At 67.1% G+C, this 24,441-nt stretch carries 31 protein-coding genes; 19 read left to right on the plus strand and 12 right to left on the minus strand.

The window, feature by feature from the left end; translation table 11 throughout:
• Positions 1-11: 11 nt before the first annotated feature.
• On the minus strand, positions 12-239 hold the full coding sequence (locus tag ACMGEZ_RS11125) for a hypothetical protein (protein WP_436822325.1): 228 nt from the start codon (positions 237-239) through the stop codon (positions 12-14).
• A 299-nt stretch (positions 240-538) separates the two neighbouring features.
• Here ACMGEZ_RS11125 and ACMGEZ_RS11130 point away from each other — a divergent pair, with 299 nt between their 5' ends.
• Together ACMGEZ_RS11130 and ACMGEZ_RS11135 are read left to right on the plus strand one after the other, a co-directional pair.
• Positions 539-1,237, plus strand: coding sequence for an HAD-IA family hydrolase (locus tag ACMGEZ_RS11130; protein ID WP_436822326.1), 699 nt, complete (start codon positions 539-541; stop codon positions 1,235-1,237).
• 33 nt (positions 1,238-1,270) lie between these two features.
• A complete protein-coding gene (locus ACMGEZ_RS11135; protein WP_436822327.1) occupies positions 1,271-1,624 on the plus strand; it encodes a cupin domain-containing protein in 354 nt (117 codons plus the stop codon).
• A gap of 33 nt (positions 1,625-1,657) precedes the next feature.
• Here the strand turns inward: ACMGEZ_RS11135 and ACMGEZ_RS11140 are convergent, their stop codons facing one another.
• Positions 1,658-3,289 carry a bifunctional 3-(3-hydroxy-phenyl)propionate/3-hydroxycinnamic acid hydroxylase gene (locus ACMGEZ_RS11140; protein ID WP_436822328.1) on the minus strand — a complete coding sequence of 544 codons (1,632 nt, stop codon included), beginning with the start codon at positions 3,287-3,289 and terminating at the stop codon, positions 1,658-1,660.
• 148 nt (positions 3,290-3,437) lie between these two features.
• Here ACMGEZ_RS11140 and ACMGEZ_RS11145 point away from each other — a divergent pair, with 148 nt between their 5' ends.
• On the plus strand, positions 3,438-4,547 hold the full coding sequence (locus ACMGEZ_RS11145; RefSeq protein ID WP_436822329.1) for an alcohol dehydrogenase catalytic domain-containing protein: 1,110 nt from the start codon (positions 3,438-3,440) through the stop codon (positions 4,545-4,547).
• A gap of 8 nt (positions 4,548-4,555) precedes the next feature.
• On the plus strand, positions 4,556-5,098 hold the full coding sequence (locus tag ACMGEZ_RS11150) for a cupin domain-containing protein (protein WP_436822330.1): 543 nt from the start codon (positions 4,556-4,558) through the stop codon (positions 5,096-5,098).
• 42 nt (positions 5,099-5,140) lie between these two features.
• On the opposite strand, the gene ACMGEZ_RS11155 is transcribed toward ACMGEZ_RS11150, so the two are convergent.
• On the minus strand, positions 5,141-5,740 hold the full coding sequence (locus tag ACMGEZ_RS11155; RefSeq protein ID WP_436822331.1) for an NADPH-dependent FMN reductase: 600 nt from the start codon (positions 5,738-5,740) through the stop codon (positions 5,141-5,143).
• A 31-nt stretch (positions 5,741-5,771) separates the two neighbouring features.
• Between ACMGEZ_RS11155 and ACMGEZ_RS11160 the strand changes: the two genes are divergently transcribed.
• The 6 genes from ACMGEZ_RS11160 to ACMGEZ_RS11185 all read left to right on the plus strand — a co-directional run bounded on the left by ACMGEZ_RS11160 (position 5,772) and on the right by ACMGEZ_RS11185 (position 10,615).
• Positions 5,772-6,491 (plus strand): GntR family transcriptional regulator, encoded by a 720-nt coding sequence (locus tag ACMGEZ_RS11160; protein ID WP_436822332.1) that lies wholly within the window; start codon positions 5,772-5,774, stop codon positions 6,489-6,491.
• Positions 6,492-6,523: 32 nt separating this feature from the next.
• Positions 6,524-7,081, plus strand: a complete 558-nt coding sequence (locus tag ACMGEZ_RS11165; RefSeq protein ID WP_436822333.1) for a VOC family protein — start codon at positions 6,524-6,526, stop codon at positions 7,079-7,081.
• A gap of 37 nt (positions 7,082-7,118) precedes the next feature.
• Positions 7,119-7,982 carry a fumarylacetoacetate hydrolase family protein gene (locus ACMGEZ_RS11170; protein WP_436822334.1) on the plus strand — a complete coding sequence of 288 codons (864 nt, stop codon included), beginning with the start codon at positions 7,119-7,121 and terminating at the stop codon, positions 7,980-7,982.
• A 65-nt stretch (positions 7,983-8,047) separates the two neighbouring features.
• Positions 8,048-9,019 carry a tripartite tricarboxylate transporter substrate binding protein gene (locus ACMGEZ_RS11175; protein WP_436822335.1) on the plus strand — a complete coding sequence of 324 codons (972 nt, stop codon included), beginning with the start codon at positions 8,048-8,050 and terminating at the stop codon, positions 9,017-9,019.
• A gap of 10 nt (positions 9,020-9,029) precedes the next feature.
• The gene (locus tag ACMGEZ_RS11180) at positions 9,030-9,608 is read left to right on the plus strand and encodes an amino acid synthesis family protein (RefSeq protein ID WP_436822336.1); all 579 of its coding nucleotides are present in this window, start codon (positions 9,030-9,032) and stop codon (positions 9,606-9,608) included.
• Positions 9,609-9,619: 11 nt separating this feature from the next.
• Entirely contained in the window at positions 9,620-10,615 is a 996-nt protein-coding gene (locus ACMGEZ_RS11185) for a zinc-dependent alcohol dehydrogenase family protein (RefSeq protein ID WP_436822337.1), read from the plus strand.
• Here ACMGEZ_RS11185 and ACMGEZ_RS11190 read toward each other — a convergent pair whose 3' ends face one another.
• Positions 10,616-11,548 (minus strand): LysR family transcriptional regulator, encoded by a 933-nt coding sequence (locus ACMGEZ_RS11190; protein WP_436822338.1) that lies wholly within the window; start codon positions 11,546-11,548, stop codon positions 10,616-10,618.
• A gap of 88 nt (positions 11,549-11,636) precedes the next feature.
• On the opposite strand from ACMGEZ_RS11190, the gene ACMGEZ_RS11195 reads away from it, so the two are divergent.
• The 4 genes from ACMGEZ_RS11195 to ACMGEZ_RS11210 all read left to right on the plus strand — a co-directional run bounded on the left by ACMGEZ_RS11195 (position 11,637) and on the right by ACMGEZ_RS11210 (position 13,567).
• Positions 11,637-12,017 (plus strand): carboxymuconolactone decarboxylase family protein, encoded by a 381-nt coding sequence (locus ACMGEZ_RS11195; RefSeq protein WP_436822339.1) that lies wholly within the window; start codon positions 11,637-11,639, stop codon positions 12,015-12,017.
• Entirely contained in the window at positions 12,014-12,835 is an 822-nt protein-coding gene (locus ACMGEZ_RS11200; protein WP_436822340.1) for an NHL repeat-containing protein, read from the plus strand. Before ACMGEZ_RS11195 ends, ACMGEZ_RS11200 begins: the two co-directional genes overlap by 4 nt.
• Before the next feature lie 129 nt (positions 12,836-12,964).
• Positions 12,965-13,132 carry a hypothetical protein gene (locus ACMGEZ_RS11205; protein ID WP_436822341.1) on the plus strand — a complete coding sequence of 56 codons (168 nt, stop codon included), beginning with the start codon at positions 12,965-12,967 and terminating at the stop codon, positions 13,130-13,132.
• A gap of 66 nt (positions 13,133-13,198) precedes the next feature.
• A complete protein-coding gene (locus tag ACMGEZ_RS11210) occupies positions 13,199-13,567 on the plus strand; it encodes a hypothetical protein (protein ID WP_436822342.1) in 369 nt (122 codons plus the stop codon).
• Positions 13,568-13,586: 19 nt separating this feature from the next.
• Here ACMGEZ_RS11210 and ACMGEZ_RS11215 read toward each other — a convergent pair whose 3' ends face one another.
• The 3 genes from ACMGEZ_RS11215 to ACMGEZ_RS11225 are packed head-to-tail and all read right to left on the minus strand — an operon-like array spanning position 13,587 to position 16,759.
• Positions 13,587-14,594, minus strand: a complete 1,008-nt coding sequence (locus ACMGEZ_RS11215; RefSeq protein ID WP_436822343.1) for a Bug family tripartite tricarboxylate transporter substrate binding protein — start codon at positions 14,592-14,594, stop codon at positions 13,587-13,589.
• A gap of 30 nt (positions 14,595-14,624) precedes the next feature.
• The gene (locus ACMGEZ_RS11220; protein ID WP_436822344.1) at positions 14,625-15,962 is read right to left on the minus strand and encodes a Rieske 2Fe-2S domain-containing protein; all 1,338 of its coding nucleotides are present in this window, start codon (positions 15,960-15,962) and stop codon (positions 14,625-14,627) included.
• Positions 15,956-16,759, minus strand: coding sequence for a hydroxypyruvate isomerase family protein (locus ACMGEZ_RS11225; RefSeq protein WP_436822345.1), 804 nt, complete (start codon positions 16,757-16,759; stop codon positions 15,956-15,958). Before ACMGEZ_RS11225 ends, ACMGEZ_RS11220 begins: the two co-directional genes overlap by 7 nt.
• A gap of 87 nt (positions 16,760-16,846) precedes the next feature.
• Here ACMGEZ_RS11225 and ACMGEZ_RS11230 point away from each other — a divergent pair, with 87 nt between their 5' ends.
• Together ACMGEZ_RS11230 and ACMGEZ_RS11235 are read left to right on the plus strand one after the other, a co-directional pair.
• Positions 16,847-17,770 carry a LysR family transcriptional regulator gene (locus ACMGEZ_RS11230; protein WP_436822346.1) on the plus strand — a complete coding sequence of 308 codons (924 nt, stop codon included), beginning with the start codon at positions 16,847-16,849 and terminating at the stop codon, positions 17,768-17,770.
• Between the two features lie 158 nt (positions 17,771-17,928).
• Entirely contained in the window at positions 17,929-18,750 is an 822-nt protein-coding gene (locus tag ACMGEZ_RS11235) for an alpha/beta fold hydrolase (RefSeq protein ID WP_436822347.1), read from the plus strand.
• Positions 18,751-18,793: 43 nt separating this feature from the next.
• On the opposite strand, the gene ACMGEZ_RS11240 is transcribed toward ACMGEZ_RS11235, so the two are convergent.
• The gene (locus tag ACMGEZ_RS11240) at positions 18,794-19,075 is read right to left on the minus strand and encodes a hypothetical protein (RefSeq protein ID WP_436822348.1); all 282 of its coding nucleotides are present in this window, start codon (positions 19,073-19,075) and stop codon (positions 18,794-18,796) included.
• A gap of 126 nt (positions 19,076-19,201) precedes the next feature.
• Between ACMGEZ_RS11240 and ACMGEZ_RS11245 the strand changes: the two genes are divergently transcribed.
• Together ACMGEZ_RS11245 and ACMGEZ_RS11250 are read left to right on the plus strand one after the other, a co-directional pair.
• Positions 19,202-19,639 (plus strand): DUF1810 domain-containing protein, encoded by a 438-nt coding sequence (locus tag ACMGEZ_RS11245; protein WP_436822349.1) that lies wholly within the window; start codon positions 19,202-19,204, stop codon positions 19,637-19,639.
• The gene (locus tag ACMGEZ_RS11250) at positions 19,629-21,248 is read left to right on the plus strand and encodes a phospholipase D family protein (RefSeq protein WP_436822350.1); all 1,620 of its coding nucleotides are present in this window, start codon (positions 19,629-19,631) and stop codon (positions 21,246-21,248) included. Before ACMGEZ_RS11245 ends, ACMGEZ_RS11250 begins: the two co-directional genes overlap by 11 nt.
• A 27-nt stretch (positions 21,249-21,275) precedes the next feature.
• Here ACMGEZ_RS11250 and ACMGEZ_RS11255 read toward each other — a convergent pair whose 3' ends face one another.
• From ACMGEZ_RS11255 to ACMGEZ_RS11270, 4 genes are all read right to left on the minus strand, one after another.
• Entirely contained in the window at positions 21,276-21,800 is a 525-nt protein-coding gene (locus ACMGEZ_RS11255; protein ID WP_436822351.1) for a peptidoglycan DD-metalloendopeptidase family protein, read from the minus strand.
• Between the two features lie 153 nt (positions 21,801-21,953).
• The gene (locus ACMGEZ_RS11260) at positions 21,954-22,424 is read right to left on the minus strand and encodes a CreA family protein (protein ID WP_436822352.1); all 471 of its coding nucleotides are present in this window, start codon (positions 22,422-22,424) and stop codon (positions 21,954-21,956) included.
• Complete coding sequence (locus ACMGEZ_RS11265; RefSeq protein ID WP_436822353.1) at positions 22,421-22,972, minus strand: NUDIX hydrolase; 552 nt, start codon at positions 22,970-22,972, stop codon at positions 22,421-22,423. The genes ACMGEZ_RS11260 and ACMGEZ_RS11265 overlap by 4 nt, the downstream gene beginning before the upstream one ends.
• A gap of 23 nt (positions 22,973-22,995) precedes the next feature.
• Positions 22,996-23,697 (minus strand): fumarylacetoacetate hydrolase family protein, encoded by a 702-nt coding sequence (locus ACMGEZ_RS11270; RefSeq protein ID WP_436822354.1) that lies wholly within the window; start codon positions 23,695-23,697, stop codon positions 22,996-22,998.
• Between the two features lie 104 nt (positions 23,698-23,801).
• Here ACMGEZ_RS11270 and maiA point away from each other — a divergent pair, with 104 nt between their 5' ends.
• Entirely contained in the window at positions 23,802-24,440 is a 639-nt protein-coding gene (gene maiA, locus ACMGEZ_RS11275) for a maleylacetoacetate isomerase (protein ID WP_436822573.1), read from the plus strand.
• Position 24,441 lies beyond the last annotated feature (1 nt).

A 24,441-nucleotide genomic window follows, 5' to 3' on the forward strand; every position in this document is an offset into this window, starting at 1 on the left:
GATCGTCGGACTCAGGAGGCCGGACCGACGACCGGGAAAGCGTACTGATAGCCCATGAGGGCCCGGGCAAACAGATAGGCGTTGCGTTCCCCTTCGCCGAGCGCGTCGAGATCCACGCGCCCTGCCGCGTCGCAGGGAAAGGCCAGTGACCTCATGCTTTCGCTGAGTGAGAGGAAGCGCAACTCGCGGCTGTCGCTCCTGCAAGGCGCTGCGTTCACGGTGCAATGCTGGTGTGCCATGGCATCTCTCCGTATCGTGTTCCCGTGTACAAGAATAGAAGCAGGACCGCGGCGCGTGGTGCCGTTGTGCGCGCCGTGGCGGCAGATCATTTGCAATCGGAGCGCTCGACAGGCTGGTTCGCCTGCGAAGCTGATGTCGCGGCAAGCGGTGGATGCAAGGCCCGCGGAAGAAGATGCCGCCGGGGTCCGGACAACGAAATCTTGTGCCGCACCGTCGACCCACTTCGGTTCAGCGACGCACAGGGCGGCCCCTATGCTCATTGCGAACGGCATTGCCGTCATCACTGGAGCTCTTCTACATGTCCCTGCAAGATTTCAAGGTGCTCACCTTCGACGTCGTCGGCACGCTGATCGATTTTGAAGCCGGCATGCTCGCCTACCTGCGTTCCGCGGTGCCCGAGGCCCGCGTGACGGACGAGGACTTCCTCGCCGCCTACCGCACCGCGCGCGCCGACGGCAAGGCCGGCTGGTACCCCGACGATCTGGAGCGCTGCTGGCATGCCGTCGCAGCGAAGCTGGGCCTGCCAGACAGCGACACGCTCGCGCGAGGCCTGCGCGATTCGGTGGCGCAATGGCCCGCTTTCCCCGATTCGGTGGAGGCATTGAAGCGCCTCGGCAAGCACTTCAAGCTGGTGACCATGACCAATGCGCAGCACTGGGCGCTGGCCCACTTCGACAAAACCCTGGGCTCGCCCTTCGACATGCTGCTGAGCTGCGACGACGCGCTGTGCGAGAAGCCCGATCCGCGCTACTTCGCCTACGCCCGCGGCCGCTTCGAGGGCGCCTGGGGCTACAAGCAGGCGGACAACCTGCACGTCGCCCAAAGCCAATACCACGACATCGGCGTGTCCAAGCGGCTGGGCATCGCCACCTGCTGGATCGAGCGGCGCCATGGGCAGAAGGGCTCCGGCGGCACGCTCGAATCCGAGCACACCGTGCCCGACTACCACTTCCACACCCTGGCCGCCCTGGCCGAAGCCGTCGAAGCCGGGCGTTGAGCCTGGACGCGATCGCGACTTCCATACCGAACCATGAGCATCACCGTACTGCATCAATCCGCCACCATTGCCGGCCTGCAAGACCAGGGCACTCCCGCGCGTCCGCTGACCGAACCCCCCTGCAGGCTGCGCGGCATCGACGTCGAACTGGCGGGCGCCGGCGGCAACAACAGCGGGATCTGGGAATGCGAGCCCGGTCGCTTCGAGCGGCAGTTGCCCAATGCGGAGGTCATGCACATCCTTTCCGGGGCCGGCACTTTCACGGCGACCGGCGGCGAGGCGCTTCAGATCAACGCCGGCGACACCTTGTTCTTCCCGGCGCACACCACCGGCGAGTGGCATGTGCATGCAACGCTTCGCAAGGTCTTCGTCGTGATGGCGATGTGACCTTCTGGCCTGGGCGCCATTCTTCATCGGCCCTTAGCCAGGCCTTGCGCACGCCGTGTCGGCCACGTCCAGGGCGGGGCTGGTCAGCGGGGCCCCGAGAGTCTTGCACGCCCGCTGCAACAGAGCCTCCACTTCCCCGAGGCTGCGCGCCACGCCGTAGACCAGGTGGTCCGGCCGCACGAGCGCGGCTTCGCATTGGTGGCGTTCGAACCAGGCGGCCAGAATGCCGTCGGCCTCGGTCAGCGTCGCGACGCCGGGCACCGTCGCCGCCGCATCGATGCACACCACCTGCGCACCGAGCACTGCGACCGGGTCGCGCAAGGACCGTAGGGCGGCCATATCGGGCGCCTGGCGCAACACGAGCAGGAAGCCATGCGGCAGCAGGTCGTCCATCATCTGCGGCACGGCGCCGGGGACGATCGTTCCCATGGGCTGGGGAAAGGGCGTGCCAGCGGGCAGCTCGTCGCGATCGATCAATCCGTTGTGCACGCCGGGCAGCAGGCTCTGGCGCAACTGCATGCGCACCTGGCCGCCTTGCTGCTCGCGCAGGCGGCGGTCGCGTTCGGCGGCGCGCACCGGGTCGCGCTCGCAGATGATCTGGCCCAGGCGCTTGACGGTCGTGGTCACCTCATCCACCTGCGGCCCGCGCTCGTCGCCGTAGCTGTCCAGCAGGCTCTCGGGCGCACGTTGTTCGAGCACCCATTGAAGCTTCCACGCGAGGTTGACCGCATCGCGCAGGCCCTGGCACATGCCCTGTGCCAGAAAAGGTGGCATCTGGTGCGCGCTGTCGCCTGCGAGCAGCACGCGGCCCTTGCGCCATTGCTCGAGAACCACTGCGTGGAAGCGGTAGGTCGCCGCGCGCCAGATGCGCGCGTCTGCGGGCGTGAGCCACGGGGCGAGCAGCTTCCAGATGGACTCGTGCGGCATCTCGCGCTGCTCGGCCTCGTCGGCCAGCAGCAGGAACTCCCAACGCCTGTGAGTGCCAGGACCCACGACGTAGGTGCACGGGCGCGACGGGTGGCAGTACTGGACGTTCGTGGCGGGCAGCCGGTCGAGCTTGTCTTCGTCCACGTGCATGTCGACCACGATCCAGGGCTCGTCGAAGTCGAGGCTCTTGAGCTTCAGGCCCATTTGCTTGCGGGTGAGGCTGCTGCCGCCGTCGCAGCCGACGACATAGCGCGCGTGCAATTGCGCCTCGCTTCCGTCGGGCCGGCGCACGCCGAGCAGCGCATGGTCCGGCGATTGGCTCAGCTGCAGCACCTCGTGCCCGAGATGGATCGCCACGCCGGGGAGCTTGCCCACGGCCTCGCGCAGCGAGGCTTCCAGCGCCGGCTGGTTGAAGGTGTACGACGGCGCCCACGCGAGGGGGTAGGGCGACGGCCCCATGTCGAAGTGCTGGATGGGTTCGCCATCGCTGCCCTGGTAGATCGTCGGGCGGTAGGGCGTCATGTGCGGCGCCAGCGTGCCGGCGACGCCGATTTCCTGGAACACGCGCAGCGCCTCGTGGTCGAGCGCGAAGGCGCGCGGCAGCGGATAGATGTGCTGCGACTTGTCGAAGACCGCAACGCGCAGGCCGCGTCGGCCGAGCAGCGCGGCGAGCGTGGCGCCGACGGGGCCGAAGCCGATGACCGCCACGTCGACGGGCTCTGGATTCTGATGGAGCATGGCCTTGCCTTGATGCCTGGATCCAAGGATTGTGCATAAAACATAATTTCATGCGCAAAGGGTTATCACCGATGACGCTGGGCCGGTGGGGGAAGAAGAATGCATAAAACACGATTGTGCATACAGCCACCATCAGCAAGGAGACACCATGACGACGATGAAAGCCGCCCGCCTGCACAAGGTCGGCGCCCAGATGGAAGTCGAGCAACTGCCGATTCCCGAGCCGGCCGCCAACGACGTGCAGGTGCGCGTGCGTGCCTGCGGCATCGTGCCCAATCTCGGCAACATCCTGGCCAACTGGACTACCTGGTTTCCGGAACTGCCGCTGCCGCCGCTGCCCGCGGTCTTCGGCCTCGACCCTGCCGGCGAGGTGACGGCGGTCGGCTCCCATGTGCACACATGGAAGCCCGGCGACCGCGTGTATGTGAACCCGAGCCTCTACTGCGGCGGCTGCCGCGCCTGCCGCAACGGCGACCTCATCAACTGCACGCACTACGCGTTCAGCGGCTACTTCGGCTTCTCGCAGAACTCGCTCAAGCTCTACAAGAACTATCCCTACGGCGGCCTGTGCGAATACATGATCGCGCCGCAGTACGCGCTGGTGAAACTGCCCGACAACGTGAGCTTCAACCAGGCGGCGCGCTTCGGCTACCTGGGCACGATGTATTCCGCGATGCGCAAGGCGCGGGTCGGCCCCGGCCGCAGCGTGTTGATCAACGGCATCAGTGGCACCCTGGGGATCGGCGGTGCGCTCTTCGGCCTGGCCATGGGTGCCACGCGCATTCTCGGCACCGGGCGCAACCGCGAGCTGCTGGAGCGCGTCAAGGCGTTGGCGCCCGATCGCATCGAGGTCTTTTCCAACGCCGGCGGCGAGGCGATCGATGCATGGGTCAAGGCGCGCACCGAAGGCCTGGGCGTGGACACCTTCATCGACGCGCTCGGCCCGGGCGCGCCGCACGAGACCTTTCAGCAGGGCGTGCGCGCGCTGAAGCGCGGCGGGCGCGCCTTCAACATCGGGGCCATCGCAGGCATGGTGGGCATGGACCTGCACACCATGATGGACGAGCAGCAAAGTATCGAGGGCTCGGCCTGGTTCACGGCCGGCGAAGGGCAGGACATGGCCGACATGGCGGAGGCCGGCACGCTCGATCTCTCGGTCTTCGAGCACGTGTGCTATCCGCTCGACCGCATCAACGAAGCGATCTCGGGCATTGCGAGCCGCAACGGCGGCTTCAGCAACTTCGTCATCAACCCTTGAGGCACGCCATGAAGATCAGACGAGTGGTGGCTGGCACAGGCGCCGACGGCAAGGCGCGGGTTCTTTCGGATGGCGCTGCACCGCGCAGCGTGGCGTTCACGACGGTGCCGGGCTTTGCCGCGGCACTGCTGTGGGCCACGGAGGCTGACGATACCGTGGGTGCCGGGGCCGTGGGCGACCGCACGGGCGAGGCGGGCTTTGCGCCTGCCGCGGGCGGCACCCGCTTGATGATGGTCAGGTTCCCGCCCGATGCGGTGATGATGCGCGCGGAGTTCGACGCGGCCGCCTTCGGTGCCGAGTTCGGCCGGCTGGTTCCGGGTCTGGCCGAGACGTTCGAGCCCGACAGCCCCGGCATGCACACCACCGACAGCATCGACTACGACATCGTGCTCGAAGGCGAGATCACGCTCGAGCTCGACGACGGCGCGCAGGTGTTGCTGCGCCAGCACGATGTGGCCGTGCAGCACGGCAACCGGCATGCATGGCGCAATCTCGGCGACAAGCCCGCGGTCATGCTGTTCGTGCTCGTGGGCGCCAGGCGCGTGGCCTGAGCAGGAGGCGACGCCGTGACGCAGATGCCTCCCGCAAGCTCGTCAACCCGGGCCCGCCGAGCGGGAGGCAGCGCCGTTCAGCAGGGCGATTTCCTGCAGCAGATCGGCGAGCGCCACCCGCAGAAAATCGAGCGTCGGTTCGTCTGCCAACCGGCCTTCGCGGATGCGCGTGGCGACGTTTGCGATGGCGACGTGCTGCCGCACCACAGGCCGTGCCAGCGTGGCAGCCAAGGCATCGCGAATCTGCGCCTGCGCGCGCACGCCGCCCGCGGTGCCCGGCGAGGCGGTCGCGATCAGGACTGGCTTCCCCTTGAGCGGCGATGCGAAGCCGGGCCGCGATGCCCAGTCGATGGCGTTCTTCAGCACGCCGGGCATTCCGTAGTTGTATTCCGGCGAACACAGGACCAGGCCATCGGCCTGCGCGATGGCCGACTTCAGCCGTGCCACGGCTGCGGGCGGCGCGTCGCCGTCGAGGTCGGCGTTGTAGAGCGGAACGTCGTCCAGCGCAAAGAGCTCGATCGATGCGTGCCCGGGCAGCAAGGGCTGCAGGCTGCGAAGCACCGCGGTGCAATGGGAATCGCGCCGGATACTTCCGGAGATGCCGAGCAGGCGAATGCCGCGGGTCGAAGTGCTGTGTGTCATGTGGAAGCCGATGTTCAGGAAAGGCGAGTTTATGCATAAAATCGTCTCCATGCACAAACAAGAAATACCCCCCGCCTTCGAGCCGCCGTTGGTCGAGCAGGCCTTCAACCGCTTGCGGCAAGACGTTCTGGCCGGCACCTTCGAGGCCGGCGCCAAGCTCAAGCTCGACGAACTCCAGGCCGCCTACGGCTATTCGAGCAGCCCGCTGCGCGAGGCACTCAGCCGGCTGGCGCAGGAAGGGCTCGTGCGCGCCGACGAGCGCCGCGGCTTTCGCGTGGCGCCGATCTCCGAAGAGGACCTGGCCGACATCACGCGCATGCGCGTGATGCTCGACGTGCCGGCGATGCGCGAAGCGATCGCCCATGGCGACGACGCCTGGGAGGCCGACATCCTGGCTGCGTTCCACCGGCTCGACAGGGTCGAGTCCCGCCTGAGCGACGGCCCCGTCATTCTCGACAACGACTGGTCGCAGCTGCATCGCGCCTTTCACCTTTCGCTGCTCGCCGCCTGTCCCTCGTTGCGCCAGCGCGTATGGGGTGCGAGCCTGTTCGACCAGGCCGAGCGCTACCGGCGGTTCTCCGCGCGCCACCGGAAGACCGCGCGCCGCAAGTCGAACGAGCACCGCAAGATCATGGACGCCACCTTGCGCCGCGATGCAGATACCGCCTGCGCACTGCTCGAGGAACACATCCTCAGCACGCAGCGCAACGTGATAGCCGCACTGCGAGCCGCAGAGGCCGCACAAGCATAGGGGCGCGACGCCCCATCAATCTGGAGACAAGCATGCTCAAGGTCGCCCGACCCACGCCTTCGCATTTCGGCATCTTCGTCACCGACCTCGAGCGGATGGTCGCCTTCTATACCGAAACCTTCGACCTCACCATCACCGACCGCGGCGAAGGCCGCACCTTCAGGAACCAGCTGGTGTTCACCAGCGCGAGCCCGGACCAGCATCACCAGCTGGTGCTGGCATCGGGCCGGCCGGCGGAGGCGAAATTCAGCACGGTGATGCAGATCTCGTTCGTGGTTCCGAGCATCCAGCACCTGCGCGACATCTCGGCGCGCGCCGAAGCCCGGGGCGCCACCAATATCCGGGGGCTGAACCACGGCAATGCGCTCTCTGTCTACATGCTGGACCCCGAGGGCAACACGGTCGAGATCTACGTCGACACGCCGTTCTACATCGCGCAGCCGCATGGCGATCCGCTCGACCTGTCGAAGGACGACGAAACGCTCATGCGCGAGACCGAGGAGGCCTGCCGCAAGGACCCCACCTTCATGCCGCTCGCGCAGTGGCAGGCGCAGTTCGAGTCGCGCGCTCCGGCGGCACCTGCCGCCTAAGCGATCCGCTTTCCATTCCATTTCAACCGGAGTTCCCATGAAGCTTTTGTCATTCGTCCATCAAGGTCGCGAAACCTGGGGTGCCGTCGTCGGTGACGGCGTGGTCGATCTCGGCAAGGCGCGGCCGCAGCATGCGGGCCTGGTCGACTACATCGCCTCGGGCGAGTACTTGAAGGCGGCGCAGCATGTCGAAGGGCTGCCCGTGGCGGCGAAGCTCGAGGACATTCGCTTTCTTCCGCCGATTCCGAGGTCCGAGAAGATCGTCTGCGCGGTGCGCAACTACATGGACCATCACCAGGAGGTGCTGGCCGCCGGCATGCACCGCGAACTGTCGGAACAGCCGCCGATCTTCCTGCGCGTCTGGCGCTCGCAATGCGCGCACAACCAGCCGATCGTGCGGCCGCACGTGTCGGAATCGCTCGACTGGGAAGGCGAGCTCGCCGTCATCATCGGCAAGGGCGGGCGCAACATCGCCGAAGCGGACGCCTTCGACCACGTGGCGGGCTACTCCTGCTACAACGACGGCAGCGTGCGCGAGTGGCAGTTTCATGCCAAGCAGATCGCCTCGGGCAAGAACTTCGAATCGACCGGCGGTTTCGGTCCCTGGATGGTGACGGCCGACGAGATCGCGCCCGGCCGCGAACTCAAGCTGGAGACCCGGCTCAACGGCGAGGTGGTGCAGAGCAGCCACACGGGCCACATGATCTTCAGCATCCCGAAGCTCATCAGCTATTCGTCGACGATCTTCACGCTGGTTCCGGGCGACGTGATCGCCACCGGCACGCCAGCCGGCGTGGGCTGGAGCAAGAAGCCGCCGCGCTTCATGAAGCCGGGCGACGTGTGCGAGGTAGAGATCGAAGGCATCGGCGTGCTGCGCAATCCCATCGTCCAGCAGGACTGAAGCCTGGACCCGGACCGCGGCGGCACAAGCCGCGGCCTTCATTCACACAACCACCGGAGACAAACATGTGGCATAGACGATTGCTCGTCGCCGCAGGCCTGGCCATGGCCTGCGCGGCACCTCTTTCCAGCCTGGCCCAGAGTTTTCCGGACAAGCCGATCAAGATCTACCAGGGCTTTGCGGCCGGCGGCAATGCCGACACCATCGCGCGCGTGGTCAGCACCGAAATGGCCAAGGGCCTGGGCCAGCCCTTCGTGGTCGAGGCCCAGACCGGCGCGGGGGGCACCATCGCCGCGGCTACGGTGGCGCGTGCGAAGCCCGACGGCTACACGCTGCTGCTGGCAACGGGCGGCCATGCGGTGGCTGGCGCGCTCTACAACAAGCTCAACTACCAGACGGTGGCGGATTTTCAGATGATCTCGACGATCACCTACTTTCCGTTCCTGCTGGTGGTGCGGGCCGATTCGCCGTATCGAGGCTTGGCCGAGATGCTCGCCGCGGCGCGCGCCGATGCGCGCGGCGTGTCGTACGGGTCGGCGGGCATCGGCTCCACGCACCATCTTGCCGGCGAACTGCTGGTGAAGAGCGCCAACGTCGAGATGCTGCACATTCCGTATCGCGGCGATGCGGCATCGGTTGCGGCGCTGCTGGGCGGCGAGGTGCCGGTGATCATCGCGCCGCCCACGGCCGTGCTGGCCAACATCAAGGCCGGCAAGCTCAGGGCGCTGGCGACCACCGGCGCGCAGCGCTGGAGCCTGATGCCCGAGCTGCCGACGGTGGCCGAGCAGGGCGTGCCCGGCTACGACGTGCGCTCCTGGGCCGGTTTCATGGCACCCGCGGGCACGCCGCGCCCGATCGTCGATCGCCTGCACGCCGAAACGCTGAAGGCCCTGCAGGTGCCGGGCGTGCGTGCGCGGCTCGAAGAAATGGGCGGCGAGGCGCGCGGCAGCACACCCGAAGAAATGACCGCCATGGTGGCCGCCGAGCTGAAGCGGTGGACCACCGTGGTGAACGATGCACGCATCCCCAAGCAATGAGGACCGTTCCATGTCCCTGATCGACATCCGCAAGCGCAGCCTTTCCGTCGAGACCATTTACCACGAGGGCGGTCCGCCGGCCGCGACGCCGCTCAGGCTGGCAGCCGCCTGCGCGGTCATTCACAACCCCTATGCAGGCCGCTACGAGCCGGACCTGATGCCGTTCATGGCCGAACTGCGCTCGCTCGGAACGCTGCTGGCCACCGAGCTGGTCGAGGTGCTCGGGCGCGACAAGGTCGAGGTCTACAGCAAGGCCGCGATCGTGGGCGTGAACGGAGAGCTGGAGCACGGCGCGGTGTGGCACGAAGCCGGCGGCTGGGCCATGCGCGACGTGCTCGGCGAGCCGAAGGCGATCGTGCCGTCGGCCAAGGCGGTGGCCGCCACCGGGTACCGGCTCATGGTGCCGCTGCATTACGTCCACGCCGCATACGTGCGCAGCCACTACAACTCGATGGAGATCGGCATCCAGGATGCGCCGCGGCCGAACGAGATTCTCTTTGCGCTGGTCATGGGTACGGGAGGGCGGGTGCATGCGCGCCTGGGCGGGCTCACCAAGGAACAGGTGTCCGTGCACGACGGGCAGCGCTGATGCAAGACACGATGAAGGCGATCCAGCTCCAGGCGCCCGGCGGCCCGGACGTCCTGCAACTGGTGGAGCTGCCGCTGCCGCAGCCGCAGGCGGGCGAAGTGCGGGTCAAGGCCATGGCCATCGGCGCCGGCGGGCCGGACGTGCTCATCCGCAACGGCACCTACAAGTGGATGCCACCGATGCCGGCCATTCCCGGCAACGAAATGGCCGGCGTCGTCGATGCGGTCGGCCCCGGCGTCAGCGCGCTGCACGTCGGGCAACGTGTGCTCGTGAGCGCGAGGGAGCTCAAGCAGCGCGGCGGCTGCTATGCCGAAGCCATCTGCGTGCCCGAGGCGGCGCCCTTCGTTCTGCCCGATGCGATCCGCTTCGAAGATGCCGTGAGCCTCGGCAACTTTCAGCTCGCGCTGGCGATGCTGACGAGCAACGGCAACCTGCCGGCGCGATCGATCCTGATCCCCGGCGCGGCAGGCGGCGTGGCCACGGCGCTGGTGCAGGTGGCACGCGACCGCGGCATGCACGTGATCGGCACCGCCTCCACCCCGCAGAAGAGAGATTTCGCGCTGAAGAACGGCGCCCACGAGGTCATCGAGAGCGACCCGCGCAGCCTGACCGGGAAGGTCATGCAGCTCACCGGCGGGCGCGGCGTCGATCTGGCATTCGACCACCTGGGTGGGGATCTCTTCGTCGCCTGCCTGCGTTCGCTGGCGCCGTTCGGGATGGTTGTCTCGTACAACATCGTCAACGGGCCACCGACGAGCGACGTGTTCGAAGAGCTTCGAGCGTTGCTGGGCAAAAGCCTGGCCGTGCGAACTTTCTCGATCCACGCGATCGACGCCGACATTGCGCAGCGGCGCGGCTTCATGGAAGCCGCCGTCGCGCTCATGGCCGAGGGCCGCTTGCATGCGCCCCCCGCCACCTGCTTTGCGCTGGCGGACGCACGCCTTGCGCACGAATTGCTCGACAGCGGGAGCGCAGTCGGCAAGATCGTGCTGCTGCCTCGTGCCTGATCACGGGGCGGGGCGCACTTGGACAGAATGCTTCAAGTGCGCCTCAAGCCTCACGAGCTCGAGGAAATGGGCCAGGACGGGTGATGAGTTGCTCTCGGAATAGGCGACGGCGATACCGCTCGACAGCTTCCTTGCTTCTTCCTTGAGTGGCCGAAAGACGACGCCTTGCCGCTTGACGTGCTGTAGCGACGCCGAGATGAAGGCGATGCCTCGTCCTTCCGCGATGAGCCCGAGCAGGATATGGTGATCATCCGGCTCTGGAATCGTCCGGGGCTTGAACCCGATCCGTTCGAAGAACGCCTGGCAATGGTCGTAGAAGCCCGGATTGAGCCGACGCTCGAAACGGAAGATCGACTCTTCGCGAAGGTCATCGAATCCAAGCCTGCGCTTGCGAGCAAGAGGGTGACTGGCGGGCAGCGCCACCACGAGCGGCTCCTCCAGCAGTGTCTCGACTCGCAGACCCCTGGCCTCGGTGTGCAAGCCAATGAAGGCCACATCCATCGTGCCGTTCTTGATGTCTCGCACGAGGCTGATCGAGTGCTTGCCCCTGGTGGCAATCCGCCAGTCGGGGAAGCGCTCATGCAAGGGCTCGAACACATCCGGAATGGCACTTCGGTCGAACACGGTGGTGTAGCCGACAACGAACCGGCCGCTCTCGGTGCCTTGCGCCGCCTTTGCGGCCGCAACCGCCTTGTCCGCCTGCGCCAGCGTCCGCCTCACCTCCGGCAAGAATGCTGCGCCTGCCTTCGTCAACGTGACGCCTGTCCCGGTCCGCACGAACAGTTCGACGCCAAGCCGTTCTTCCAACTGACGGATCTGCCTGCTCAGCGGCGGTTGCGAGATGTGCAGGCGCACCGCCGCCCGCCCGAAATTGGATTCCTCGCTGACAGCGAGAAAGTACCGAAACTGCCGCAGGTCGATCAACTCATCCATACCAAAAAGGTATCACGGAAAAGGTATTGGATGGGCTTTCGATCCAATCCTAGAGTCACCTGGTGAACAAATGGAAAGGCGGCAGTTTATGAATGACGAACGGTATGCGCGTGGCTGGGAAAAGCTCAAGGAGGTCGATGGTCATGCTGGCGAGGCGGTGATCGAGAGCTTGAAGGACATCGCCCCTGACTTTGCCCGCCTGCTCATCGAGTTTCCCTTCGGCGATATCTATTCCAGGCCGGGGTTGGACCTCAAGACTCGCGAGCTCGCGGTCGTGGCGGCGCTCACTGCGATGGGAAACGCTTCGCCGCAACTCAAGGTGCATATCCACGGTGCCCGCAACGTCGGCTGTTCTCGAGAGGAAATTGTCGAAGTCATCATGCAGATGGCTGTCTATGCCGGCTTTCCTGCTGCGCTCAACGGCCTCTTTGCGGCCAAGGAAATCTTCTCTCATGAGGCCGCAGGATGAAGCAGGTCTTCCAATCCCTCTGCTTGATGCTTCTCATGGCGACTTCGCCAGGTGAGCTTGTCTTTGCTCAATCGCAACCGACCGGCATGTGGAAGCTCGACCGGACCGCAATCCATGAAGGGCTCAGCTCACCTGTCGGCATGGCCTATGACGCGACAGGCCATCTCTACGTGGCGAACTGGTCTGCGGGCACCGTCTTGCGCTTCGCACCCAACGGCGAACGTACGGTCTTTGCCAGCGGGCTCAGCGGCCCTTCGGGGCTGGCGGTCTCGTCCAAGGGAGATGTCTACGTCGCTTCGTACAACGAGGATCTGGTGTGGCGTTTTACCCCGAACGGCGACAAGTCTGTTTTCGTGCGGGGGCTGGCAACACCTGCTGGCCTGTCCTTCGATGCGCGTGGTCGCTTGCTGGTCGCGAATCGCAGAACCAATCAGATTCTTGCCGCGCACCCGGACGGAAGATTGGAGGTCGCTGCCGAAGGCTTGCAGACACCGGTAGGTGCCGTCGAATTGCCCAATGGCGATCTGCTGGTCAGCAACATCGCGGGTGGCATATCCCTGGTATCGGGTGGACAGAAGGCCAGGACGATCAACACCGAACTGAAAAGCCCCGGCCCGGGCATCGTTGCGGCGGGCGCGGACGCCGCCTATGTCGTGGACTATGGCGGGACAACCGTCAGCCGCGTCGACCGCCAAGGCGCTCGCACGGTGATTGCGGATCGCCTGAGCAGTCCGGTGGGCCTGGCAGTTGCACCGGATGGCAGCCTGCTGGTGGCGACATGGGGCGCGAACGCCGCGTTCCAGATCCGCCGTCCATGACCCAAGCGGGCACTTCACTCCCATGCGGTCGGCTCCTACAGACCTGGCGGCCCGCGGCGGCATAGCTTGGTCGAAGGACCAGTCGACCCACTCAGCGGCAATGGCCGCATCCTTGGCAAGGAGAGCAACATGACCGAGTACGTCAAGCCGCCCCAGAACAAGCCGGTGCTGGTGCCGGATCCGGACGCGCGCCGGGATGTTCCCGAAGAGGAAGAAGCCCTCGACGACGAGGCGGAGCCTGGCAAGGGCGAGAACGCTGCAGGTTTCGTTAAGCCGGCCCCCGACGACGCCAAGTAGGCGGATGATGCCATCCCGCTGCCCCGGGCCGTGATCGAGGGTTCAGTGCGGAGAGACAATGTCTCCATGAATTTCAGGACTACCTTGTTTCAGGCACTGCAGGCGGCCGACATCATCGTCTGCAACGGTCAACGGGTCGTGAGCAAGCTGCTCGACAGCGGTCCCGAAGCGCTGCTCGAGCCCTACGTCGATCTTGCCGACGGCTCGACGCAGTACATCCAGGACGTGGAGATCACGGTCGACGGTGAAGGCCGGGCCTACACGCCTGCGCAGGGGAGCGAGACAGAGCCGCTCGTTTGGAGCTTCCAGGTCGTGCGTCCGCTGAGGGCGGTCGACGTTCCCACGATCGAGCTGCCGCGCTTGAAGCTCGACGAGGTGGTTGGACGCCTCAGGAAGATCGGCGGGCCGGGACGAAGGCGCGAAGAAGCCTCATAGGCCGCAGCCAGGCCGAGCGTCACTCCGCCGTCACGCCGGCCGACTTCACGATCTTTCCCCACTTGTCGTACTCGGCGAGGAAGAAGCGGTTGAACTGCTCGGGCGTGCCGCCGCGCACCGTGGCGCCCTGCGACGCCAGCGTGTCGCGCAGTTCCCTTTCCTCGAGCGATGCGTTGATGGCCTTCGACAGGTTCTCGATCACGGGTGCCGGGGTGCCGGCCGGCGCGAGCACGCCGAACCAGGTGCCGGCCTCGAAGCCCGCGACGCCCGCCTGCTGCATGGTGGGCACCTGCGGGAGCTGCGGCGAGCGTTCACTGGAGGTGATGGCGATCGCCTTCAGCTTGCCGCCCTTGACCAGCGGCGCGGCGGTGCTGAACACGTCGAACATCAGATCGATCTGACCCGCGACCAGGTCGACCAGCGCGGGTCCGCTGCCCTTGTACGGCACATGCACCATGTCCACGCCGGTCAGCGTCTTGAAGTGTTCGCCGGCGAGGTGTGCCGCGCTGCCGTTGCCGAAGGACCCGTAGGTCAGCTTGGCGGGCCTGGCCTTGGCCTCCTGCACCAGGTCCGCGACACTGTCGGCCTTCATGGCCGGATTGAGCACCAGCAGCAGCGGTTGCGTGGCGACGAGCGTGATCGGCTCGAAGCCCTTGATGGGCTCGTAGTTGAGCTTGGTATAGGTGTGCGGCGTCACGGTGAGCGGCCCTGCCGCGCTGAAGAGCAGGGTGTAGCCGTCGGCCGGCGCCTTGGCGACGAACTCGTGGCCCACCGCGCCGCCGGCACCGGCACGGTTCTCCACCACGATGGGCTGGCCGAGCCGCTCAGAGAGCGATCTCGCGAGCAGGCGCCCGGTCTGGTCGGTGGAGCCGCCGACAGCGTACGGAATGATGAGCTTGACGGGCTTGCTCGGGTAGGCCTGCGCATGGGCGCCGGCCGCGCCGAAGAGCGCGCAGGCGACCAGCGCCAGCGTGCGGTGCCAGCCGGGCGCAAGGCTGCGTGCGTGCCGGAGGAGCTTGGGAATCATGGGCTTGTCTCCTTGCTGTCGTGGGCTCGCTCACTCGGTGAGCGTCGTGGCCGCCGGGGTTTCGGTGCCGGACGCGACGCGGCCGACAGGATCGCCGAAGCGCTCCAGCATGACCTGCTCGAAGGACACGCCTTCCGATGCGAACCAGCTGCCCGAGCGCAGCCGGTAGGCCTCGTGCTTCAGCGGCGCCTGAGGCTCCGTGCCGGCGGCCAGCGTCTTGGCACCCCCCAGCACCGCGCGCCGGAAGCGCACCACCGCCGCATCGGAAGCCGACAGGTGCTCCTGCGTCCGGTCGGCGATGCGGCCCTGGCTGTCCTGGATCATCGCGTCCTGCTCGGCCACGCCGCGCACGCCGGTAAAGCTGATGTGCTTCTGGTGGTGGCGGTCGATCAGGTACTCGTTGGCCCGGTTGCGGACCGGGATGAAGTCTTCGTCGACCTCGGCGATGACGCCATGGCCGGCCTTGAACTTGCGCAGCTCGTCTTCGGACAACGCACGCTCGGGATTCCACGCGTAGGTGTAGATCCAGCAGTTCTCGTCGTCGATCGGCACCCAGGTATAGCCGAAATGGGTCTCGCCCGGCAGCGTCGAGGGCGTGGTGCTGTGCGCGGGCAGGGCGAACTGCGCGGTGCGCCAGTAGCGCACGCCATCGTCGGCGCGGCGGGCGCCACCGACCACGAAGCCGACCTCATGCTCGAGGATGGAAAAGCGTGGCAACGGGTCCTCGCGGATCCAGCGCAGCCGCTTCTCGTCCGCCGGCGCGTCAGGGTTCGCGTTCGACGGCACGCCAGGGGCCGGCATGTGCAGGAAGGAAAAATGCGAGGTGTCCAGCGCGCCTTCGATGGACTGGGCCCAGTTGCACTCCTGCAGCTTCTTCGTGACGAAGCGGTGCGCGGCGGGCAGTGCGCCGAACTCCAGCTGGGGCACTTCCGGCAGCGCGCGGCTCCACGGGTCGGGCCCCATGTAGGCCCACACCACGTCTCCGTACTCGCGCGTGGGGTAAGCCTTGAGCCGCAGCGTGTCGTGGTAGGCCGCGCCGGGCGGCACGTTCGGCAGCTCGACGGGGCGGCCCTGCCGGTCGAACTTCCAGCCGTGGAACACGCAGCGGATGGCGCAGTCCTCGTTGCGCCCGAAGTAGAGGTCGGCGCCGCGGTGCGGGCAGCGTGAGTCCACCAGGCCCACTGCACCTTGGCTGTCGCGGAATGCGACCAGCTTCTCGCCCATGACGTTCACGCGCAGCGGCACGCCGTCGCGCTCAGGCAGCTCGCGCGAGAGCGCCACGGGTTGCCAGAAGCGGCGGAAGTACTGGCCCATCGACGTGGCCGCGCCGGTGCGCGTGAGCAGTTCGTTGTCCGCGGCGCTCAGCATGTCATTGCCTCCGAGCGTGCGCCCAGGCCGTAGGGGGCGCCCCAGCCCAGGGTGTCCAGCGTGGGGCCGGAGGGGGTGTACTCGCAGCCGATCCACCCTTGCCAGCCCAGTTCTTCGATCAGGCCGAACAGGTAGGGGAAATGAATCTCTCCCGTGCCGGGCTCGTGGCGCCCCGGCACATTGCCGACCTGGATATGGCCGATGTGCGGCCAGGTGGCGCGCAGCCGGTCGGCGATGGCGCCTTCCTCCATCTGGATGTGGAAAGTGTCGAAGCACAGCTTGACGTTCTCGCGCCCCAAGGCCTTCACGACCGCCACGCCTTCCTCGATGCGGTGGTACAGGAAGTCGGGAAAGCGCGCGCGGCAGCAAGGCTCGAGGATGAGCGTCAGCCCGGCCGCGCGGGCCGCGTCCGCAGCCCAGCCGATGTTCTCAAGGAACAAATCCATGCACTGCGCACGTTCGAGTTGCGGCCCTATCTTCCCGGGCATCACGTGGATGAGGGGGCCGCCCACCTGTACCGCGTAGTCGATGGCGGTGCGGATGCTCGCCTTGAAGTCATGCTCGCGCCCCGGCAACGCCGCGAGACCGCGCTCGCCCGCGTCCCAGTCGAAGGGCGAGAGGATCTGCACGAGTTCGAGCCCGTTGGACTCGAGCCGGGCGGCAATCTCCCTGGCCGGATATTCATAGGGAAAGGCCACCTCCACGCCGCGGAAGCCGGCGGCCGCCGCGGCCTCGTAGCGCTGCAGCATGGGGACTTCGGTGAACAGCCATCGAAGATTGGGATCGAATCGCAGCATCGTGGGAGCGCCTCCTTTGAGCCGATGGTAGATTCGCGTGATCGTTGAGACAAACCAGCAATTTTTAGCGGGCATTGAGTTTTTCTGATGAATCCGGCCAACGTCACGCTGCGCCAGCTTCGCGCCTTCGTTGCCATCGCCGATGCGGGTGGCTTCGCCGCCGCCGCACGCCGTTTGCATCTGACGCCCTCGGCGCTGAGCCTGCTCATCAAGGACCTGGAGCGCGGGATCGAGGTGCGCCTGTTCGACCGCAGCACGCGTGCGACGGCGCTGTCGCTGGCAGGCAGCGAGTTCTATCCGCTGGCGCGCAAGGTGCTGGACGACCTCGCCAGTGCGCTCGAAAGCACGCAGGACCTGGAGCAGAAGAAGCGCGGCACCGTGCGCATCGCCTGCACGCCGCTCTACGCGGCCACCACCTTGCCCGAGCTGGTCCTGCGCTATCGGCAGAAGTTTCCGGCCATCGCCGTGTACGTGCTGGACTCGCTCAACCAGCAGGCGCTGGCGCGCGTGATGAGCGGGGAGGCCGACCTCGGCATTGCGCCGCAGCGCCAGGCGCCGCCGGAACTCGCGCAGCAAAGCCTGCTGCGCGACCGCATGTGGCTGATCTGCCGGCCGGACCACCCTCTGGCCGCCCGCAGCCGCGTGACCTGGGCGCAGGTGCTGCAGGAGCCGTTCGTCAGCCTCACGCCCGACTTCACCAAGCGGCTGCAAGCCGATCTCTTCAAGCACTCCGCCACGCTCGCGCTGAACCCGGCGCACGAGGTGTCCTTCATCACCACCGCGCTGGGCATGGTGCAGTGGGGGCACGGCATCACGGCGCAGCCCGGCCGTTCGTTGCCGCTGATCGAGCCCTTCGGCCTGGTGGCTCGGCCCCTCGTCGCGCCGGTGGTGCACAGGCACCTGTCGCTGTTCTGCAAGCGAGACCGGGCGCTGTCGCCGGCGGCGGCCAGCTTCAGGGACTTTCTGCGCGAGGCGATGCCCGCGCTGCCGGTACGGCCGGTGCACGGCTGAGGCCGGTGTCTGGACCTCGGGGACCGCGAGGCACCGGCTGGCTTGCATATTGCTGAACGCTTGCGCAGGGCGCTTGGATAGACTCCGTTCGCGCGGCCTTCGACCAGGCCTGTTGCGCCTTCTTCCTCTTCTCCTAACCACCCCAAGGAAATCCCACCATGCCCACCATCACGACCCAGGACGGCACCCAGATCTACTACAAGGACTGGGGCAAGGGCCAGCCCATCGTCTTCTCCCACGGCTGGCCTCTCTCGGCCGACGACTGGGACAACCAGATGCTGTTCTTCCTCGCCCAGGGCTTTCGCGTGATCGCGCACGACCGGCGCGGCCACGGCCGCTCGACCCAGACCTGGACCGGCAACGAGATGGACACCTACGCCGACGACCTGGCCGCGCTCACCGCGGCCCTGGACCTGAAGGACGCGATCCATGTCGGCCATTCCACCGGCGGCGGCGAAGTGGCACGTTATCTGGGACGGCACGGCTCCAAGCGTGTGGCCAAGGCCGTGCTGATCGGTGCCGTCCCGCCGATCATGGTGAAGACCGCTGCCAACCCCGGTGGACTGCCCATGGAGGTGTTCGATGGCATTCGCGCCGGTGTCGCCGGTAACCGGGCCGAGTTCTATCGCGACATCACCTTGCCCTTCTACGGCTACAACCGGCCGGACGCGAAGGTCTCCGAGGGCATCCGCCAGCACTGGTGGCTGCAGGGAATGATGGGCGGCATCAAGGCCCACTACGACTGCATCAAGGCCTTCTCCGAGACCGACTTCACCGAGGACCTCAAGAAGATCGACGTGCCCACCTTCATCATGCATGGCGACGACGACCAGATCGTGCCGATCGGCGCCTCGGCGCTGTTGTCGGCCAAGCTCGTGAAGAACGCCGAGCTCAAGGTCTACCCGGGGCTGCCGCACGGCATGTGCGCGACGCATCACGAGGTGATCAACGCCGACCTGCTGGCGTTCATCAAAGGCTGACGGCGCCCGCCCCGCTCCGGGGCGCGCGCCCTCAGGCGACGGATCAGTGGAGCACGGCGCAGGCCCTGAGGTCTGAAGGCCCCAGCACGATGGGGACGGAGGGTTCGGCCCGATAGCGCTCCAGCGCCTTGGCCTCGATGCAGGGGAAGTAGGCCTCGCAGGTGAGGGTCAGGTCGGGGTCGGGGTCCGCGTCCGGGTTTTCGCAAAGATCGCGGAGAGCGGCCTCGGAGACATGGGCCATGATGCGGGGTCCGTCGAGTCCGTCGGGGTAGATGGCAAACCGGACGGTCTTGGTGTCGGCGCAGTGGATCGCTTCGCAGTTCATTGTCGTTCTCTGGGGGAGCCTCTCTTTTTTTGATGCGTGCAGATTTGACGGTGGCACGCGCCCGGCATGGCGCGGCATACTTCGCGAGCTTGAGAAAGACGGCACCTACAGAGAAGTTTCCCGCCCATGAACGATGCCTTCGAATTGCAGCGCTTCGTCGATGCGCAGGCGCCCGTGATCGATGCGGTGCGCCGCGAACTGCGCGACGGCCGCAAGCGCAGTCACTGGATGTGGTTCGTGTTTCCGCAGCTCGCGGGCCTGGGCCGCAGCGCGATGGCGCAGCGCTATGCGATTGCTTCGCCGGCCGAGGCGCGCGCCTATCTGGCGCACCCGCTGCTCGGGCCGCGGCTGCGCGAATGCAGCGCGCTGGTGCTCGCGGTCGAGGGCCGCGATATCCACGAGATATTCGGCGCGCCGGACGACCTCAAGTTCTGCTCATCCATGACCCTGTTCGATGCGGCCGATCCGTCGGAGCCGGTGTTTCGCGACTGCCTGGACAAGTACTTCGGCAGCCGGCGCGATCGCGAGACCCTGGTCCGGATCGAAGGCGGCGATGGGGGCTGAAAGCGCGACGCATCCTGGTAGCGCCTGGGGCAGCGGAGTCGGCTGGCTCGTCGCGCTAGCCCTCGCCGTGCTGCTGACCGGCTGCGCGGGCCTGCCGAAGGGGGTGGAGCGCCGGCCCTCGCACGCGATCATGGACACTGCGAACACGGCGCTCGGCCGCCTCGCCGTGGCCGGTGCGCCGGATGCGCAGCAAAGCGGCTTCCGGCTGCTGCCGTTGCCGGCCTATTCGATGCACGCGCGCCTCGAGCTGGCGCGGCGCGCACAGCGCAGCATCGACGTGCAGTACTACCTGGTGCAGAACGACGAGACCGGCCGTTACCTGCTGCGCACGTTGCGCGACGCGGCCGAGCGCGGCGTGCGCGTACGCGTGCTGATCGACGACCTCTATACCGCCGGGGCCGACACGCTGCTGGCGAGCCTCGCGGCCCATCCCAACGTGGAGGTGCGGCTCTTCAATCCTTTCCCGGCCGGGCGCGGGCGGCTGTCGACACGGCTGGCTGCCTCGCTGCTCGACTTCGACCGCATTCATCGCCGCATGCACAACAAGCTCTTCGTCGCCGACAACGCAATGGCGGTGGTGGGCGGGCGCAACATCGCCAACGAATATTTCATGCGCGATGCCGGGGCCAACTTCATCGACATCGACACCCTGGTGACGGGCGCGGTGGTGCCGCGGCTGTCCTCGCTGTTCGACACGTACTGGAACAGCCCCTTCGTGTATCCGATCGAATCGATCGCGCAGGTGGAGGGCACGCCGTCGCAGCGGCGGCAGCGCTTCGAGGAGATGACCTGGGACGCCGCGATGTGGGCGCCGCAGACGCCGGTCGAGCGCGACCTGCTGGGCTACCAGGCCCTTGCCGAGGACCTGGAGGCGGGCACGCTGTCGCTGGTCTGGGCGCGGGCAGAGGCCTATGCCGACACGCCGCACAAGGCACTGGGCCCACGCGAGGAGCGCCCGCGCGTGGCGGCCGATGCGCCCGAGGGCGTGCTCTTCAACGTCCGTCGCTACGTGCGCGCCGCCGAGCGCGAGGCGTTGATCACCACGCCCTACCTGATTCCGGGCCGCGGCGGCATGGAATCCGTGCGCCAGCTGCGCGAGCGCGGCGTGCGCTTCACGCTGGTGACCAATTCGCTGGCCGCCACCGACGAATCGCTGGTGCACCTGGGCTACCGCCGCTACCGGCCCGAGCTGGCGCGCCTCGGCGTGGAGCTCTACGAGCTGAGCCCGAAGCGCGTCGAGCAGACGCAGCGCTTCGGAATCTTCGGCTCGGCCAGCGGGCGGCTGCACGGCAAATCCGCGGTGGTCGACGGCAAGGTGGTGTTCATCGGCTCGCTCAACTTCGATCCGCGCTCGGACCTGCACAACACGGAGCTCGGCCTGTTCATCCACAGCCCGCAGCTCGCGGCGCAGCTCACCAGCCTGGTCGGCTTCATCACGATGGATGCGGCCTACCGCGTTCGTCTGGGGCCGAAGGGCGGCATCGAATGGGTGAGCCCGTCGGAGGACGGCGGGCCCGATGTCGTGCAGCACGTGGAACCCGAGACCGATCTCGGCTCGCGCCTGAAGCTGGAGCTGCTTGCGCCGCTGGTGCCGGAGAGCCTGCTGTAGCTGCGCTGGGCTGTGCAGTTGCCGCGCTCAGCGCAGCTGGCCGTTGAGATAGGGCTCGGGATCCACCGCAACGCCCTGCCTGCGCAGCTCGAAGTGCAGCTTGACGCGGTCGGCGCCGCTGCTGCCCATCTCGGCGATCTTCTGGCCCTGGCGCACGACGTCCTTCTCCTTCACCAGGACCTGCTGCGCGTGCGCGTAGGCGCTGAGGAAGGTGTCGTTGTGCTTCACGATCACCATGTTGCCGTAGCCGCGCAGCTCGCCGCCGACATAGACAACACGGCCGTCGGCCGCGGCGAGGATCGGGTCGCCCGGGCTGCCCGCGATGTCCAGTCCCTTGTTGGTTTTCCCGTCGAAGCGCGACAGCGTGGCCCCGGCCGCGGGCCGGATGAATGCGGGCGGTGCCGGCGGTGGTGGCGGCGGCGGCTTGACGGTGGCGCCGGGGGTCGAGGGAAGCGGGCGCGGGGGTGGCAGGGGCGTGGTGCTGCAGGCGACCAGGCTGGCGACCACTGCGGCCATGAAGCCGGCGCGGAGAACATGAGTGTTGGATGGCATGGCGTTTTTTCGAACGCATTCTGCCGCGCTGGTTCCCGAGGGCGCGTAGGACCGTGGCGTTTTTTAAGGGTGGAGGCCGCGGGCCGGTGGAGAGTGCGCCGTAGAGCTCGCCGATCGTGCGCGTCAGCGCAGGTGACCATGGGACGCGCTCACCTACTTCAGGGGGATCGGCATCGCGCGGTCGATGGGGACCGCGGTGATGCTGTTCTTCGGCGAGCCTTCGACCAGGCGATCGGAGTAAGTGAGGTAGACCAGCGTGTTGCGCGGGGCATCGACCATGCGCACCACGCGCAGGCGCTTGAAGAGGATCGAGAGCCGCTCGCTGTACACCTCCTCGCGCTTGGGCAGCGGCTGGGTCACGCGCACGGGCCCGACCTGGCGGCAGGCGATCGAGGCCTCGGCCTTGTCCTCGGCCAGGCCGAAGGCACCGGAGATGCCGCCGGTCCTGGCGCGCGAGACATAGCAGGTCACGCCGCTGACCTTGGGGTCGTCGTAGGCCTCGACCACGATCTTGTGATCGGGGCCGATCAGCTTGAAGGCCGTATCGACCTCGCCGATCTGCTCGGCCTGCGCCTGTGCAGCCAGCAGCAGGGCGCAGCACAGCGGTGCGCGAAGGAGCTTCATACGATGTCGAGCTGGTGGACGCGGTCGAAGCTGCCCCGCCGGCGGTCCTCGAAGTAGCGGGTGAGCGCCTCGCGCACGGTGCGGAAGGCGATCTCGTCCCAGGGAATTTCTTCCTCGGTGAAGAGGCGGGCCTCGATCGTCTCGTGCCCGGGGGCGAACTTGTCGCTGAGAAGGCGAGCCCGGTAGAACAGGTGCACCTGGCCCACCCGCACCACGCTCATTACTGCGAACAGGCCTTCCATCTCGTACTCGGCGCCGGCCTCCTCGTCGGTCTCGCGCGCGGCGCCCTGTGCGGTGGTCTCGTTGAGCTCCATGAAGCCGGCCGGCAGCGTCCACTTGCCCCAGCGCGGCTCGATGTTGCGCTTGCACAGCAGCACGCGATCGCCCAGCACGGGGATGGTGCCCACCACGTTGAGCGGGTTCTCGTAGTGCACCGTGTGGCAGGCAGGGCAGATGGCGCGCTCGCGCGTGTCGCCGTCGTCGGGAATGCGGTACACCACCGCCGTGCCGCAGTTCTTGCAGTGCTTGATGGGGACGCGCAGGAGCATCGGGTGTGGACCGGCAGAGTGTTTCAGACCACCTTGACGGTGAGCGTGGGCAGGCCCGCGACCTGGCCGACCAGGGTGTCGCCGGCCACGACCGCGGCCACGCCTTCGGGCGTGCCGGTGAAGATCAGGTCGCCGGGCTGCAGCTCCCAGGCGGCCGAGAGGTGCTCGATGGTCTCGGCCATGTTCCAGATCAGCTTGCTGACGTTGCTGCGCTGGCGGTCCTGGCTGTTGACCTGCAGGGAGATCTCGGCGTGCTCGATGTCGCCGGCCTGGGCTGCCGGCACGATCGGCCCGATGGGCGCGCTCTGCTCGAAGCTCTTGCCGATGTCCCAGGGGCGGCCCTGCTTCTTCATGTCGCCTTGCAGGTCGCGGCGGGTCATGTCCAGGCCCACGGCGTAGCCGAAGATGTGCTTCATCGCATCGGCCGCCTTGATGTTCTTGCCGCCGGTGCCGATGGCCGCCACCAGCTCGATCTCGTGGTGCAGGTTCTTGGTCAGGGTGGGGTAGGCCATGGTGCCGGTCTGGTCCGCATCGACGACGACCACGGCATCGGCCGGCTTCATGAAGAAGAAGGGCGGCTCGCGGCCGGTAAAGCCCATTTCCTTGGCGTGCTCTTCGTAGTTGCGGCCGACGCAGTAGATGCGGTGCACGGGGAAGCGGGCAGCCTGGCCGACCACCGGCAGGGACACCGTCGCCGACGGAGTGAAGACGTATTCGGATGCCATGGCGCAAAAGTCCTTTCAAGCGAAAGCGGCAGTTTGCCAGAGGGCGGAAGCCGTCGCCGGCCGGGGTCCACGAGGGGAGCACCGGCGCTATGCTCTGGCCCATGATGAAGCTCCACAACTACTTCCGCTCCTCTGCTTCGTTCCGGGTCCGCATCGCGCTCAATCTCAAGGGCCTGGATTACGACTACCTCCCGGTGCACATTGCGCGCGGCGAGCACAAGACGGGGCCCTTCTCGGCCATTTCGCCCGACATGCTGGTGCCGCTGCTGGAAGACGAGGGCGAGCGCTTCACGCAGTCGATGGCGATCATCGAATACCTGGACGAGATCCATCCCGAACCCGCGCTGCTGCCGCGCGACCCGGTGGGCCGGGCGCACGTGCGGGCCCTGGCGCAGTCGGTCGCCTGCGAGATCCATCCCCTGAACAACCTGCGCGTGCTCAAGTACCTGGTGCGCGAGCTCAAGATCGGCGACGAGGCCAAGAACGCCTGGTACCGCCACTGGGTGCGCGAGGGCATGCTGGCCTTCGAGCGCCAGCTTGCGCAGCGCCCGGCGAGCCTCTATTGCTGGGGCGACGCGCCCACGCTGGCCGACTGCTGCCTGGTGCCGCAGGTCTTCAACGGCCAGCGCTTCGACTGCGACTTCAGCGGGCTGCCGCGCACCATGGCGGCGTTCGAGGCCTGTATGCAGCTCGACGCCTTCCAGCGCGCCCAGCCTTCGCGCTGCCCCGACGCGGAGCCCTGAG

The organism is Variovorax stachyos, from assembly GCF_051400855.1.
GTDB lineage: Bacteria > Pseudomonadota > Gammaproteobacteria > Burkholderiales > Burkholderiaceae_C > Variovorax.